We start from the raw sequence: 14,271 nt of genomic DNA on the forward strand, positions 1-14,271 counted from the left end.
CCTACTTTCCTATTTTGATCCGGCGGGACATAATACATGGTCCTCCCCGCACACCGCCGAGCGGTTCCTTCGGTTTCCCGAGCGAGTTCATGCACCTCCCCATCAGTGCCGCTCCCCGGGCAAGACCGTCGTCCACGAAGACCAAGTGGTCGTTCGGGGTATCGTAGAGGTTCCGCTCGGTGATGCCCTCGAGGATGTACTCGGGCTTCTTCCCCGATATCGCCGCACGCCCGGTGAACCCGATCGACGAGTTCGGCGGCACCATCCCCCTCTCGACGGCGACGTCGATGAGCCGGAGCGCCATCCTCGCGCAGACCCGGTCGACGACCTCGGTCAGTACGCCCATGCCGTGCTTCTCGTGGATCTCGTGCCCGATCTCCGCAAGGGCGGGCATTCCACTGCCGTTGACGCCGCAGTCGCACCCGATGAGAGCGACGCCCGACTTATCGGCCACGTCGGCGCAGACCGGAACCCGCCCGAACCTCGTCCGGTCGGGAGGGACGATACGGATATCGATGTGCTCGTGGCAGCGGTCGACGTAATCATCGACGACGGAACGCTTTCTGCCCCCGAACGTGCCCTTGATGCTGTGGTCGCCAAAGAGGTCGAGGGCGGTTCCCGTCCGGTCTTTGACGAGCCCGGTGCCCCGGACGATCGCGTCCGGTATGGCGCCCGCGAGCCCGCAGAAGTTCCCGGTCGTCTGGGCGAACGGATTCGGTTCATCGGGTGCGACGTCGCTCGTGATCCGCCCATCAAGCGTCGTCCCGAAGTCGATGGATATGCAGGGGTTGCGGAAGTCTACCGCCGTCCATTTGGCGCCCTCCTTGATGCCTGCCATCGCAAGTTCCCCTTCCATCTCGTTTGCCACCATCTCGACGCCGGTGCACCCGACCGGCGGCACGACGCCGGCCACCGCACCGACGAAGACCACTTTATCGGCGAACGAGAACTGCCGGAGTTTCGGCGGGAGGTTGTCGATCGACATCGGCGGGGTCATCTTCCGCGGAGGGACGCCGGCGGCGAGGCAGCCGTTTGCAAGAGCAATAACAAAGTCCCCGACCTGGTCGGGAGAGTCCATTGCCGCCACGACACCGGTGCTCCGGACGACGAAGTCCAGATCGTCCTTGATGCTCAGGTGAGCTTCCTTGTGGCACTGGATCAGGGTGTCGCGCACCAGTTCCGTGACCGACTCCCGCGTCAGTTCCGTCCCGTCCAGCGTCGCCCCGAAGACCGTTTCACCGGGCTTCGCTGGCCGCACATCACGGCTCATGGTCACGGTCTTGTTGATGATGTACGACCTGCCCGTCTCAAGGCTCGTGCCGGTGAGAATGCACTTTGTCGTGGTGTTGCCCATCTCAACAGACGCTACGATAAAATAGGGCTTCACCCGGTACTCGGGAACACACGCGCCCGCTCCGTGGGAGATCGCCGGCGGAGGCGGGCTTTCGACGATATGCGGCGTGGGTTTGAAAAAGCGCTCCAAAAAGCGGGCACACATAGTAGTCGTTTCCCCGTCTCCCACTTTATACCTTTCCATGATTCCATACGGCTCCTGCGGCCAGGATAGGGAGGAAATTCCCCGGGATCTCGTTCTTCCGGTTCCCGGGAGAGCACACCGGATTCTCCGGCAGGATCAACTGATTCTGGAGATCTCCTGCGGCCCTGCTCAAAGCCGGGAGACTGAGGAGGCTTTGTTATCTGCGGGGGAGAGAGAGGATGTCGGAAGCCGCCCGGCTTTTGGGACACCGCACCGGGCGGGAGTATGCCCTGCCGCCATCCTGGATCATCGCCGAACGACCGGGATTGCCGGTTCCGGCAGAGCGCTTATATATCGATAACACGGATAACCACATTACCGGACAGGCTGCGGCGCTCCGTCGCGCCCGTTCCGCCCGGGGGAGAGGTGAACCGTATGGTTGCGCTTTCAGGTGATGTTAAAGAGATTTTTACAAAGACCAAAGTCATGCCGATGGCCACCGCGTCGAAGGACGGTGTTCCGAACGTAGCGCCGATGGCATCGATCCAGCTCGTCGGCGACGACACTGTCTGGATCATGGACAACTACATGGTAAAGACGCTTGAGAACCTCAAAGAGAACCCTGTCACGGCACTCTACTTCTATGACCAGGAGACCAAGCGCTGCTTCCAGGTGAAGGGTGATACGGAGATCAAGACGTCCGGCCCCGATTACGAGAAGTTCCGCGACCAGGTCAGGACGAAGGGCCACCAGTACCCGGCGAAGTCGCTCATCGTCATCACAATCACCGACGTCTTCGAGTGCACGCCGGGAAAAGAAGCCGGGAAGAAGGTGCTCTAGGCACCCCTTCAACGTTTCTTGAGGTTTTTGAGCAGGCGAGCCTGCAGGCCGAAGAAATTCGAGAACCCGACGGCGTGGTTCTGGTCGAGCGTCGTCGAGTCGAAGGAGACAAGGTCGTCCGAGTAGAGCGCGGAATCCGAGCTCCGTCCGAGCACCTTCACGCTACCCTTGTAGAGGCCGACGTCCACAGTGCCGTTCGCCCGCTCCTGCGTCTTGTCGACGAACGCATCGAGCGCGTAGAAGAGCGGTTCGTGCACGAGCCCCATGTAGGCGAGTTCCGACCACTTATCGTCGACGATACGCTTGAATGCGAGCTCCGAACGGGTCAGGACGAGGCGCTCGAGGTCGCTGTGCGCGGCGAGGAGGACGGTCGCGGCCGGGTGCTCGTAGATCTCGCGGGCCTTCAGGCCGAGGATCCGGTCTTCGACCATATCGTTGCGGCCGACACCGTTCCTTCCGGCGATCCGGTTCAGTTCCCGGATCAGGGCAAGGCCGGGCATCTTCTTTCCGTTGAGAGCGACCGGAACGCCCTGCTCGAACTCGATACGGATCTCTTCCATTGTGTCGGGAGCATCCTTCGGCGAGACCGTCCAGGCGTAGATATCGTCGGGCGGGTGGAAGGCGGGATCTTCGAGTTTGCCGCCCTCGATGCTCCGGCTCCAGCAGTTCTCGTCGATGCTGTAGGGCTTCTCCTTCGCCACCGTCACCGGGATATCGTGATCCTGTGCGTAGCAGATCTCCCACTCGCGGGTCAGGTTCATCTCCCGCATCGGCGCAACGATATCGTATCCGGAGGCCCTGAAGATGAAGTCGAACCGGAGCTGGTCGTTTCCTTTCCCGGTGCACCCGTGCGCGATCTTCGAGGCGCCTTCCTTCTCTGCGACCTTCACGATCTCCTCTGCGATCAGCGGGCGGGCAAGCGCCGTGCCCATCGGGTAACCTTCATACGACCCGTTGGCCCGTATCGAGGGGAAGATGCAGTCCGCCACGAACTTCTCCTTCGCGTCGATGGTGTAGTGGTTGTCTGCAAGCATCCGGCCCTTCTCGGTTGCCCGGGCGATCTCCTCATCGGGCTGGCCTACGTCGACGGCAACGGTGATGATCTCGTCGAACCCGTAGTGCTCGCGCAGGAGGGGAATACAGATGGAGGTGTCGAGACCTCCCGAAAATGCTAGGACGACTTTTCCCTTTTCCATGGTATTGATCTCCGCGTTCTTCCCTGCCTAACGGCAGACTGGAGTATTCTACATTGATATGACCTTTCACCCAATAAAAGAAATGGTATGGACGGACGCACCGGCAGGAAGCCCGGCCATTCCTCTTTTTCCGGGTGCCGACGGATTGGGCGCGAAGGCCCCGGAGGCGCTGCCGCAACGACCGGGTAACCCCGGCGCCTGTCTGCGCGGCCGGAGGTCACCGGGGGCCGGGGAGGAGATCCCGGGATCCGGAAGAATGAGCACTATATAGAAAATAGTCGGCACACTATAGATAAATCACGGGATAAGGGGCATTCATACAGCCCAGCGTTTAAAAAACATCAAAATGGCCCAAAAATTAAAAACCGTCCAAAAGTAAGCGGATTTTAAGGAACCCGAAATTATAAAGCAGATAACATAGAAATCGTGAAGCTGGAGGGTTCCATCATTTTTGAGGAGATACCCATAGAGTACACAAGATCATTACAACCAATAATCAGCATCAGGGACCTGACCAAGGTATTTGGGCAGGACCCGGAAAAGGCACTGGAACTCCATAGAACAGGCCGCTCGAAACAGGAGATCTACGAGGAGACCGGCTCGACGCTGGCCCTCGATGACGTTTCGTTCGACGTCATGCCGGGCGAGACGTTCGTGCTGATGGGGCTGTCCGGAAGCGGGAAATCAACGCTTCTCCGCTGCATCAACCGGCTCATTGAACCCACTGCGGGCAAAATAATGCTTGACGGCGAGGACATCGTCGGCATGGGCCAGGAAGAACTCCGAACGACCCGGCGGAGCAAGCTCGGGATGATCTTCCAGAGTTTTGCTCTCCTCCCGCACAAGACAGTTCTCGACAACGTCGCCTTCGGCCTTGAGATCCAGGGCGTTCCGGCGGAAGAACGGCACACAAAAGCCGAGGAAGTGCTCCAGATGGTGGGGCTCGGGGGCTACGGGGGAAGCATGCCCGGGGAGCTCTCCGGCGGCATGAAGCAGCGTGTCGGGCTCGCCCGCGCGCTCACCAGCGACCCGGATGTACTCCTGATGGACGAGGCGTTCAGCGCTCTCGACCCCCTTATCCGCAGGGACATGCAGGACGAACTGCTGGATCTCCAGCAGCGGCTCGGCAAGACGATCATCTTCGTCACCCACGACCTCGACGAGGCATTGAAACTCGGCGACCGGATCGCCCTGATGAAGGACGGCGCAATCGTGCAGATCGGCACGCCGGAAGAGATCCTGACGAACCCCGAGAACGCCTACGTCGAGAAGTTCGTTGCCGACGTAGACCTCACGAGGGTTCTCTCGGCAAGCGACGTGATGCGGCGCCCCGAGCCGGTCGCCCAGTGCACCGCGGGCCCGAGGGTTGCCCTGCACCTCATGGAGGAGCACGACATCCCCGGGATATTCGTGGTCACGCGCCAGCGCCTGCTCCGTGGACGGGTTACGCTCGACGACGCCGCCCTGGCGGTCAAGAAGGGTAAGCAGCTCGCCGACATCCTCATCACCGACGTTCCCATCGTGGCTCCCGATGCATCGCTCTCCGACATCATCTCGCTGATCGTCGAGAGTCCCTACCCTGTGGCGGTGGTGGACGATACCGGCAGGCTCCGGGGTGTCATATCGCGCGGCGCCATACTCGCCGCTCTGGCAAGAAAGGGGGAGGATGTGAATGCAACTGCCTAAAATTCCTATTGGAGACGCCGTCGAAGCGCTCGTCGACTGGATCGAGCAGTACTTCGGCTGGCTGCTCGATGCCATCAGCGAAGGGCTCGGGTTCCTCATCGGCGGGTTTCAGAGCATCCTGATCGCCATACCGGCACCGATCCTGATCGTCCTGGTAAGCGTGCTGGTCTGGTTCGTCACCCGGCGCGATATCAAATTGGCAGGGCTTACCGCGCTCGGCCTGCTGCTGATCTGGGATCTCCAGCTCTGGGACCTCGCCATGCTCACCCTGGCGCTCGTCCTCGTCTCGACGATCGTCGCGCTCGCGATATCGATCCCGCTCGGTATCGCGGCCGCAGGAAGCGACGCGCTCAATGCAGCGCTCCGGCCGATCCTCGACTTCATGCAGACGATGCCCTCGTTCGTGTACCTCATCCCCGCCGTGATCTTCTTCGGCATCGGGAACGTGCCGGGCACCATCGCAACGGTCGTCTTCGCGATACCGCCGGCATTGCGCCTCACCAACCTCGGGATCCGGCAGGTGCCGATCGAACTGATCGAGGTCGCGGACGCGTTCGGCTCGACGCCGCGGCAGAAACTCCTCAAGGTGCAGCTCCCGGTTGCGCTTCCCACCATCATGGCAGGGGTGAACCAGTGCATCATGCTCGCCCTCTCCATGGTCGTCATCGCATCGATGATCGGTGCCAGAGGGCTCGGCTACCAGGTGCTCGTGGGCATCCAGCGGGTGAATATCGGCATGGGGTTCGAGGCGGGGCTTGCCATCGTGATCATCGCGATCATCCTCGACCGGATCACCCAGAACCTCGTGCCGCAGCACAATGAGAGGTCGTGACCGGGAAAAGCGGATCGGACCTCATATTTTTTCGCGTCCTTCCCGGATGCCCGGCAACGGCAGAACGACGATGCTGCATGCACACCGGGCATGGTTTCCCGGCCGGACAACCTTTGAAATCCGGTTTCAAAAGACCTCCGTTTGTCGAACAGAACCCGTAAAACCTAAATAGGGTTAAGTCCATACGTTGAACCGGTCAAAAACTGGCCTTTTTGCCCTGGGGTGCAAACACGCCAGGAGTGGCATTTACCGCCACCTCTGCTCTATGTCCGGGTCAACGGCGCCTTCGTCGTCCCGGACAGTTCGTGAGAGCCCGGAACCCCACACAGCCGGGTTCTGAATGCAATCTACCCGCCTTCTGGCGGGACAAAAATCTATAAGGTGAATTATGGTTCGAAAAATTGGAAGCCTGCTCGCACTGACGGGCTTAATTCTGACACTCTGCCTCTTCTCTGCCGGCTGCACCGGTACGGAAACTGAGGCAAAAAAGGTCAGCATCGGCTACGTCACGTGGGACTGTGCAATTGCCAGCAGCAACGTGATGAAGCAGGTCTTTGAAGAAGCGGGATACGATGTCGAAATGGTCGCAGTCGACGCAGGACCGCTCTTCCAGGCGCTCGCCAGCGGGGACGTCGACTTCACGACGACCGGATGGCTCCCCCACACCCACGAGCACTACTGGGAGCAGTACGGCGACCAGATCGATTACGTCAATGAAAATATCCCCGGCGCGGCACGTATCGGGCTTGTCGTCCCGACTTACGTGACCATCGACTCGATCGAGGAGATGAACGACGTCTCGGATCAGTTCGGCGGCAGGATCGTCGGCATCGAGCCCGGTGCGGGCATCATGACCCGGACCGAACAGGCCATCGATGAGTACGATCTCAACTACGAGCTGGTTGCGAGCAGCAGCGCCGGCATGGCAACTGAACTTTCCTCCTCCATCAACAACGAGGAGTGGGTCGTGGTGACCGGATGGTCGCCGCACTGGAAGTTCGGCCGCTTCGACCTCAAGTTCCTCGAAGACCCGAAGGGCGTCTACGGCGGGGCCGAGGACGTCGTGACTCTCGCGCGCCAGGGTCTGGCGGAAGACGACCCGGAGGCCCACGCCATCCTTGAGCGGTTCGAGTGGACTGCCGAGGACATCGCGTTGGTCATGACCGATATCGAGGGCGGCATGTCCGAAGAGGAAGCCGCGCAGAAGTGGGTCGACGCCAACCGCGACAAGGTCGACGTCTGGCTCGGGAACGCATAACCCTCTCTTTTTTTCCAACTCGCTCTAAACGCTTCGCATACTCTGCCGGTTTGTTATCTGGTGGTACTCACCTGCCCTGGCCTTCGGCCTCCTCCCCTTCCTGAGGAGCGGGGCAGCCATGGCGATAAACGATGTTTCGACAGGAACAGGGTTCGAACACCTCCTGGTGCTAGCCTGGCGGAAAGCCTTATCCCGGGAGCGAGCCGGGACCCTTTACATTTCCAGGTTCTCCCATACTGTGGACCGTGGGAGACTCGCACCTTTGGTGCTCGAACTCCGCCTGCCCTTCGGGCACGCATCGTTTATCGCCATTGGGGAAGGGGCCGACGGGGAGTGCGATGCTCCGAAGGAGCAGAGCTCGACCACCGTCAGGTGGGAAGGGGGGCCTGCCCCCTCCCCTGTCTCTACCATGTAAGCCCCTAACTGTTGCCCCCACCCCGCCCGCGCTTCGCGCTCCTCACTCGCACCTTCGCACCTGCGGTGCTCGAACTCCGTTCCTGATGGAACATCGTTCTTCGGTGCTCATGCTCCGGCCCTATGGCCCGTCGCACCCCACACCTCGGGGCGGGGGCAGTGCGTGGCGATATCCCCACGGTCCAGTGTCCCGGGATTTCTCACGGTTAGGGCCGTATATTCGAGTTTGAGGCGTTATCTGGTTTCGAGCCACAACGATGCGTCAGAAATGGAACTAGATTACTACAAGGTGCGAGTTGCACAGTCCGCTAAAAATCCCTGGACGGGCTCCCCCACCGGGGAACCCTATGGCTTCCGGCCGGGAAGAGCCCACAATCGTTCTCACCCGTGAACCCGGGTGAAACAGTTGCAACGATATTTCAATCGACCGACGTCATCCCGCCCGCGATCAGGCGCACGAGGAGCGCCTTCTGCGCGTGGAGCCTGTTCTCGGCCTGATCCCAGACGATGCTCTGCGGCCCTTCCATCACCTCGTCGGTGATCTCCTCGCCCCGGTGGGCGGGGAGGCAGTGCATCACGAGAGCGTCGGGGGACGCCTGCGCGAGGAGGCGGGAGTCTATCGTGTAGCCCTTGAGCGCCTGCAGCCGTTCGGCACGCTCCTGCTCGTCGCCCATCGAGACCCAGATGTCGGTGTAGAGGACGTCCGCGTCCCTGACCGCTTCGTCCGGGTCCGTGACGATGGTGACCTTTCCTCCCGCTGCCCGTGCCTGGTCGACGATCTCGTCCTTCGGCCGGTAGCGCGACGGGCTCGCAACCGCAACCTCCATCCCGGTCAGGGCGGTGGAGAGAAGCCAGGAACTGCAGACGTTGTTGCCGTCCCCGACCCACGCGAGTTTCAGGCCGTGAAGGTCGCCGAACCGTTCGCTCAAGGTCATGATGTCGGCCAGCACCTGGCAGGGGTGCAGGCGGTCGGAAAGGCCGTTGACGACCGGAATATTCGCGTATCGGGCGAACTCCTCGATGGTGGCGTGGCTGTAGGCGCGGATCATCACCGCATCGACGTAACGGGCAAGCACCCGTGCCGTGTCCCGGATCTCCTCGCCCCGTCCGAGTTGCATATCCTGGGGGTTCAGGAAGAGCGCGTGGCCGCCGAGATCGGACATCCCTACCTCGAACGAGACCCGGGTGCGGGTGGACGCCTTCTCGAAGATCATCCCGAGGCTCCTCCCCCTCAGGAGTTCATGCGCGGTTCCCGCTGACTTCAGGCGCTTCAGGCGCACCGCGTCGGCGACGATGCTCTCGAGTTCGTACTCGTCGATATCGAGGATCGAGAGAAAATCCTTCTTCATGCAATCTCCCTCATGTGGCGGCACCGCTTTTCGAGGAGCTCGGGGGTGCCGATGTCTCTGCGGTGAAAGACGCTTCCCGAGACGGAAGACGCCGCCTTCTCGGCTATCGCCTCGGCCTCCTCGAGCGTCTCGCCCCTCCCGACGAACGCGAGCGCCCGCGACGTCAGGGTATGGAGCGTCCCGGCCCGCTCCTCGACGCTTGCGTAGTAGAGCAGGGCGTCGCCGTAGTCGCCGAGGGTGAGCGGCTCGTCAGCTCTCGGCGCATCGGGGTAGCCCTCGGGGACGAGGTACTTGCAGACCGTCGCCATCTTCGCGAACCGGACGTGCGACGGCGCAAGGTCGCCCTCGATGATGTGGCCGATAATCCCGGCAAAGTCCGAATCCAGGAGCGAGAGGACGTTCATGGCCTCGGGGTCACCAAAGCGGGCGTTGAACTCGATGACTTTCGGGCCTTCGCGGGTGTTCATGAACTGGCCGTAGAGAACCCCGCGATATGGCGTCCCTTCGGCTCGCATGGCCGCGACCGTATCTTCCATGATCCGGAGGGCTTTCTCGTAGTCCCGGCGGGAGACAAAGGGGAGCATGTGATCCGCCAGGGAGTAGGAGCCCATGCCGCCGGTGTTCGGTCCCACGTCCCCTTCGTATGCACGCTTGTGATCCTGCACGAGCGGCATGGGCACCAGGTGCTCGCCGTCGACGAACGTCTGGAGGGTGAACTCCTCACCCACGAGCCGTTCTTCCAGGACGACGTCCCCCCCGATCTCCCGGGCGTACTCGACCGCTCCCGCCACATCGACGTGTTCGCCCATGATCCGCACGCCCTTCCCGCCGGTGAGCCCGATCGGCTTGACCGCGAGGTCGCCGTCGTAGGACTCGATGAATCGCCGCGCCTCCTCCGGGTCATGGCAGACCCGGTAATCCGGGCACCCCGCGATACCGTGCCGCTCCATCAGCCGGCGGCAGAACGCCTTGTCCGTCTCGATCCGGGCCGCGGCACGCGTCGGCCCGAGAGACGGTATCCCCGCCGCCTCGAGGTGGTCGACGATGCCCGCCTCGAGGGGGGCCTCCGGCCCGATGACTGCAGCATCGACTCCGCAATCGGTGGCGAATGGTATTATCTTCTCGATATTGGTCTCTTTTTGGAGGAGCACCCGCTCCGCGACCCGGGCAATTCCCGGATTCTTACGTGCCATGACAGAAAAGATCTTCGTGTCACTGTTGCAGGAAAGCGCCCTGGTGATCGCATGCTCCCTGCCACCACCGCCTACAACGAGTACTTTCATATCCATCATATATGCCCGCTCTTAAAAAATGTTTATCCGTCCAGCAGCTCGCTGACCCGCACAAGTGCAAGAAGAGACGCGCCTTTTTCTGCAAGTGCCTCGCGAGCGCCCGCTTCACGGTCGACGACGGTCATTACCCGGTCGACGTGCGCGCCCGCGGCACGAAGAGCCTCAAGACCGTAGAGAGCGCTCCCCCCGGATGTGGTCACGTCCTCGACCAGCAGCACGTTCTTCCCGGCAACATTGCCGATGATCGTCCCGGCTTTGCCGTGATCTTTGGCTTCTTTCCTGATGATCGCGTACGGCCGGCCGCTCGCGAGCGAGACGGCGACGGCGATCGGTATGGCGCCGACCGCCACCCCGGCGACCATCTCGAACTCCTCCTCTTCGGCAATGGCTCTCCCGATCTCTCCAAGGACGGCGGGATTCGTCGTCGCAGCCTTTATGTCGATGTAGTAAGAACTCCGGGCTCCTGAGGCGAGGACGAACTCCCCGAACTCGATAGCCCCGCACTCAAGCAACAGTGTCGCGATTGGGTTTACCATGGTACCTCTTTAACTCCGATGTAATAGCCGATAATGTTCACCACCCGGTGCAGGAGAGGCGTCATGACGACGATCCAGACTGCGATGGGGATGGTGATGTTCCAGGACAACCACTGGGGGTCGAAGATGAGGATCAGCAGGAAGGAACCGACGACCAGGTCGTACTGGTCTGCCAGGAACCAGGATTCTCCCCGTCCCTTCCCCAGTCTCCGCTTCAGGAAACTTTTAGCGAGATCCCCGAGGAGCGCACCGGTCGCGAGGAGGGTGATGGAGAGGAACGTCTGCTGGGGAAGAGCACCTAGATCGAACGCGGCAGCCGCCCAGATCTCGATGAGACCTACCAGCACCCCCGAGAGGACGCCGCCAAAGAATCCGCGGTACGTCTTTCCGTCGCCGAAGATCCTCCTCCCGTCGGAGAACGTCCGTCCGAGATCGATGGGTCTCCCGCCGCCGAAGAGTGCAGCCGCTGAGTTCGGCACGTATGCCGGAAGCATGATCCAGAGTGCCGCGAGCCCGGCGAAAATCCAGTAGCCGATGTCTGTACTGATTACTGTCAATATCCAGTACAATCAGTAAATATAAAGATTAAAGTGTCGAAACATGAGATACGAATGAAAAGGTGGGCACGGTGAGAGAATGCTGATAAAGAAGACGAAGAGCCTCTGCCCAACATGCGGTCGCGTGCTCGATGCCGATATCGTTGAGGAGGAGGGTAAGGTCTGGCTTGTCCGTACCTGCCCGGAACACGGTGCGTACCGGGGCCTCTACTGGTCCGACGCAGAGATGTACCGGAGATTCGACGCTTACGAGCACACCGGAGATGGGATCTCGAACCCACAGAAAGTTGCTTCCCCGGCAGGATGCCCGAACGACTGCGGTGTCTGCGAGAACCACCGGTCGACGACGCTGCTCTCAAATATCGATCTGACGAACCGGTGCAACCTCAACTGCGACTTCTGCTTTGCGAACGCCAGGGCATGCGGTTTCGTCTACGAACCAACCTTCGACCAGGTCGTCGGGATGCTCCGCATGCTGCGCGAGCAGAAGCCCGTCCCGGCACCTGCCGTCCAGTTTTCGGGCGGCGAGCCGACGATGCGCGACGATCTTCCCGAGATCATCCGGAAGGCAAAAGAACTCGGGATGTCCCAGGTGCAGGTCGCGACGAACGGTATACGGCTTGCGCAGGAGCCCGACTACGCCAGGCAGCTCAAAGAGGCAGGGCTCTCCACCGTCTACCTCCACTTCGACGGCGTGTCCCGCGAGACGAACTCGAAACTCGCAAGCGACCGGCGGGCCATCGAAAACTGCGAGAGGATCGGCATGGGGGTGGTGCTGGTGCCCACGGTCATCAAGGGCAGGAACGACCACGAGGTGGGGGCCATCATCAAGTACGCCGCCGAGCATATCAAGACCATCCGGGGCGTCAACTTCCAGCCGGTGGCGTTCACCGGGGCCGCAAGCGAGGATGACGTCAGGAACGAGCGGATCACCATCCCCGAGCTTGCGGAGCGGATCGAGGAGCAGACGGACGGCGTGATCAAGAAGGACTACTTCTACCCGGTGCCCTGTGTCGTTCCGATCTCCGAACTCGTTCGGACGTATACCGGCAAACCCCAGATCACGTTCACCACGCACCAGCACTGCGGCGCAGCGACCTACGTCTTCGTCACCGACGAAGGGATGGTTCCGGTCAACAAGATGGTGGACGTCGACGCCTTCTTCGAGTCGGTCGAGAAGATGACGGCGAACCTCGCGAAAGGCGGGTCGCTCAACAAGTACGTGACCCTTGTCGAGGGGGTCAAAGACCTCTACGGCTCCACGAGGAAGGCGGAGCAGAAGAACACCGGGGAGTTCATGAAACTGATTGGGAAGGCTCTCATCATGCAGAACTTCGAGGCCCTGCGTGAGTTCCACTGGAACGCCCTCTTCATCGGCACGATGCACTTCATGGACCGATACAACTACGATCTCTCCCGGGTGCAGCGGTGCTGCATCCACTACGCGACCCCCGACGGCCGCCTGATCCCGTTCTGCACCTACAACAGCGGCCCGGTCTACCGCGAGCAGGTCTGGAAGGCCTTCGCAGAGCCCGGGACGGACGAGTAACTCGCCTGCCTTATACGAGACGGGGAGGGAGTTGACCGATCTCTTCCCTGAATACTCTTTTGCGTGCGTTAATCTGAGCAGATAAGGATACGGTTCCACGCGAGGAACGACTTCCCTGAAGCATAATTCCGGAGGGGGTTCGGCCCCCGGGGAGCGGCTCCCGCAAGGCCGACCTCACGGGAACGGCAGCTCGTACTCCCCGTCGTCCCGCAGGACAAGGGCGGCGATGGCGAGGTCCTGGATGGCAAGCCCGGTGGAGTCGAAGATCGTAATGGCGTCCGGGGACGACCGTCCTTTCTTCCCGATGACGACCTCGCCGAGGGTCCCCGCGATCCGGGCGGGGTCGTAGTCCCCGGTGCCGACCGGGACGTTGATCTCGCCCGAGTGGGCCGCCTGGCCGGGGTCGTCGACGAAGACCTCGGCTTTCGCGAGGATCGCGGGATCCAGTTCCTGTTTGCCGGGGGCATCCGCTCCGATCGCATTGATGTGCGTCCCTTCGTGGATCCAGTCCGCCATCACGACCGGTTTCGTCGACGGCGTCGTCGTGGTCAGCACGTCGCAGTCGCAGGCGCGCTCAAGCGGGACGCTCCGGGCGTTGTACTCGGAGTAACGTTCTGCAAAAGCCTCCGCGCTCTTCTCGCTCCTGCTCCAGACCAGGATCTCCTCGATCGCGAGCGAGGCGGCCGTCGCCTCGACCTGCGCCTCCGCCTGCCGGCCGGCCCCCACGATCCCGAGGGTGATGGGGTGGCGGGGCGCGAGATACTTCGCCGCAATGGCGCCCGCCGCCCCGGTTCGCAGCGCGGTGAGTTCGGTGGCGTTGATGATCGCCGTCGGGATACCGGTTGTTATATCGATGATGACAGTGAGCGCCATGACGGTGGGGAGGCCCCTCGTGCGGTTCTGCGGGTGAACGTTGACGATCTTCACTCCGGCAATCCCCCGGGCCGGGAGGTATGCCGGCATCGTCCGGAAATCCCCGCTCTCGACGAACGTCACGTAGACCTTCGGGGGCATCTGAACATTGCCCCTCCCATGCTCGGCAAAGGCCGCTTCAACCGCCGGGTTCACCTCGGCATACGGCGGGTACCCCGCATGAACCGGGTAATACTTCATAGGGCGATCACCCCGCGAAAGCAGGATCGCCTCGCCGTTCTCCTCGATTTGATCGAGAGATGCATGTGACTACTCCAGCGAGCGGAGATATCAACTGTTTGGTGCGCTCATACAATGCGGCAAGAAAAGAGTGCGTACGGGATCTCCCGTACATGGGCCTCGCGTGCACCGT

12 protein-coding genes are annotated in these 14,271 nt (G+C 61.6%); 5 read left to right on the top strand and 7 right to left on the bottom strand.

Annotated features, from left to right (window positions below; genetic code table 11):
- Position 1 precedes the first annotated feature (1 nt).
- The gene (locus MCUHO_RS07180) at positions 2–1,498 is read right to left on the bottom strand and encodes a methanogenesis marker 14 protein (RefSeq protein ID WP_067075847.1); all 1,497 of its coding nucleotides are present in this window, start codon (positions 1,496–1,498) and stop codon (positions 2–4) included.
- Positions 1,499–1,912: 414 nt separating this feature from the next.
- Here MCUHO_RS07180 and MCUHO_RS07185 point away from each other — a divergent pair, with 414 nt between their 5' ends.
- Positions 1,913–2,317, top strand: a complete 405-nt coding sequence (locus MCUHO_RS07185) for a pyridoxamine 5'-phosphate oxidase family protein (protein ID WP_067075849.1) — start codon at positions 1,913–1,915, stop codon at positions 2,315–2,317.
- A gap of 8 nt (positions 2,318–2,325) precedes the next feature.
- Here the strand turns inward: MCUHO_RS07185 and MCUHO_RS07190 are convergent, their stop codons facing one another.
- A complete protein-coding gene (locus MCUHO_RS07190) occupies positions 2,326–3,513 on the bottom strand; it encodes an argininosuccinate synthase (RefSeq protein ID WP_067075852.1) in 1,188 nt (395 codons plus the stop codon).
- A gap of 426 nt (positions 3,514–3,939) precedes the next feature.
- On the opposite strand from MCUHO_RS07190, the gene MCUHO_RS07195 reads away from it, so the two are divergent.
- The 3 genes from MCUHO_RS07195 (at position 3,940) to MCUHO_RS07205 (ending at position 7,289) form a co-directional block, all read left to right on the top strand.
- Positions 3,940–5,199, top strand: coding sequence for a quaternary amine ABC transporter ATP-binding protein (locus tag MCUHO_RS07195; protein ID WP_067075855.1), 1,260 nt, complete (start codon positions 3,940–3,942; stop codon positions 5,197–5,199).
- Complete coding sequence (locus MCUHO_RS07200; RefSeq protein WP_067075858.1) at positions 5,186–6,031, top strand: ABC transporter permease; 846 nt, start codon at positions 5,186–5,188, stop codon at positions 6,029–6,031. Before MCUHO_RS07195 ends, MCUHO_RS07200 begins: the two co-directional genes overlap by 14 nt.
- A gap of 388 nt (positions 6,032–6,419) precedes the next feature.
- Complete coding sequence (locus MCUHO_RS07205) at positions 6,420–7,289, top strand: glycine betaine ABC transporter substrate-binding protein (RefSeq protein ID WP_067075861.1); 870 nt, start codon at positions 6,420–6,422, stop codon at positions 7,287–7,289.
- Between the two features lie 833 nt (positions 7,290–8,122).
- On the opposite strand, the gene argF is transcribed toward MCUHO_RS07205, so the two are convergent.
- From argF to MCUHO_RS07230, 4 genes are read right to left on the bottom strand one after another with little or no spacing between them, the layout of a single operon-like run.
- Positions 8,123–9,052 carry an ornithine carbamoyltransferase gene (gene argF, locus MCUHO_RS07215; protein ID WP_067075864.1) on the bottom strand — a complete coding sequence of 310 codons (930 nt, stop codon included), beginning with the start codon at positions 9,050–9,052 and terminating at the stop codon, positions 8,123–8,125.
- The gene (gene purD, locus MCUHO_RS07220; protein WP_067076234.1) at positions 9,049–10,341 is read right to left on the bottom strand and encodes a phosphoribosylamine--glycine ligase; all 1,293 of its coding nucleotides are present in this window, start codon (positions 10,339–10,341) and stop codon (positions 9,049–9,051) included. The genes argF and purD overlap by 4 nt, the downstream gene beginning before the upstream one ends.
- Before the next feature lie 26 nt (positions 10,342–10,367).
- Positions 10,368–10,880, bottom strand: a complete 513-nt coding sequence (pyrE, locus tag MCUHO_RS07225; protein WP_067075867.1) for an orotate phosphoribosyltransferase — start codon at positions 10,878–10,880, stop codon at positions 10,368–10,370.
- Positions 10,874–11,374, bottom strand: coding sequence for a CDP-2,3-bis-(O-geranylgeranyl)-sn-glycerol synthase (locus MCUHO_RS07230; RefSeq protein ID WP_067076238.1), 501 nt, complete (start codon positions 11,372–11,374; stop codon positions 10,874–10,876). Before MCUHO_RS07230 ends, pyrE begins: the two co-directional genes overlap by 7 nt.
- Positions 11,375–11,516: 142 nt before the next feature.
- On the opposite strand from MCUHO_RS07230, the gene tes reads away from it, so the two are divergent.
- A complete protein-coding gene (tes, locus tag MCUHO_RS07235; RefSeq protein ID WP_067075872.1) occupies positions 11,517–12,986 on the top strand; it encodes a tetraether lipid synthase Tes in 1,470 nt (489 codons plus the stop codon).
- 174 nt (positions 12,987–13,160) lie between these two features.
- Here the strand turns inward: tes and MCUHO_RS07240 are convergent, their stop codons facing one another.
- A complete protein-coding gene (locus MCUHO_RS07240) occupies positions 13,161–14,099 on the bottom strand; it encodes an ornithine cyclodeaminase family protein (RefSeq protein ID WP_067075875.1) in 939 nt (312 codons plus the stop codon).
- Between the last annotated feature and the right edge of the window lie 172 nt (positions 14,100–14,271).

Origin of the sequence: Methanoculleus horonobensis, assembly GCF_001602375.1 — an archaeon.
Classification (GTDB): Archaea; Halobacteriota; Methanomicrobia; order Methanomicrobiales; family Methanoculleaceae; genus Methanoculleus; species Methanoculleus horonobensis.

Bases quoted from the DNA above. Each gene is read 5' to 3' on its own strand.
- MCUHO_RS07180 (WP_067075847.1), bottom strand. From the start codon at position 1,498: ATGTGTGCCCGCTTTTTGGAGCGCTTTTTCAAACCCACGCCGCATATC.
- MCUHO_RS07185 (WP_067075849.1), top strand. From the start codon at position 1,913: ATGGTTGCGCTTTCAGGTGATGTTAAAGAGATTTTTACAAAGACCAAA.
- MCUHO_RS07190 (WP_067075852.1), bottom strand. From the start codon at position 3,513: ATGGAAAAGGGAAAAGTCGTCCTAGCATTTTCGGGAGGTCTCGACACC.
- MCUHO_RS07200 (WP_067075858.1), top strand. From the start codon at position 5,186: ATGCAACTGCCTAAAATTCCTATTGGAGACGCCGTCGAAGCGCTCGTC.
- MCUHO_RS07205 (WP_067075861.1), top strand. From the start codon at position 6,420: ATGGTTCGAAAAATTGGAAGCCTGCTCGCACTGACGGGCTTAATTCTG.
- argF (WP_067075864.1), bottom strand. From the start codon at position 9,052: ATGAAGAAGGATTTTCTCTCGATCCTCGATATCGACGAGTACGAACTC.
- purD (WP_067076234.1), bottom strand. From the start codon at position 10,341: ATGGATATGAAAGTACTCGTTGTAGGCGGTGGTGGCAGGGAGCATGCG.
- pyrE (WP_067075867.1), bottom strand. From the start codon at position 10,880: ATGGTAAACCCAATCGCGACACTGTTGCTTGAGTGCGGGGCTATCGAG.
- MCUHO_RS07230 (WP_067076238.1), bottom strand. From the start codon at position 11,374: ATGCTTCCGGCATACGTGCCGAACTCAGCGGCTGCACTCTTCGGCGGC.
- tes (WP_067075872.1), top strand. From the start codon at position 11,517: ATGCTGATAAAGAAGACGAAGAGCCTCTGCCCAACATGCGGTCGCGTG.
- MCUHO_RS07240 (WP_067075875.1), bottom strand. From the start codon at position 14,099: ATGAAGTATTACCCGGTTCATGCGGGGTACCCGCCGTATGCCGAGGTG.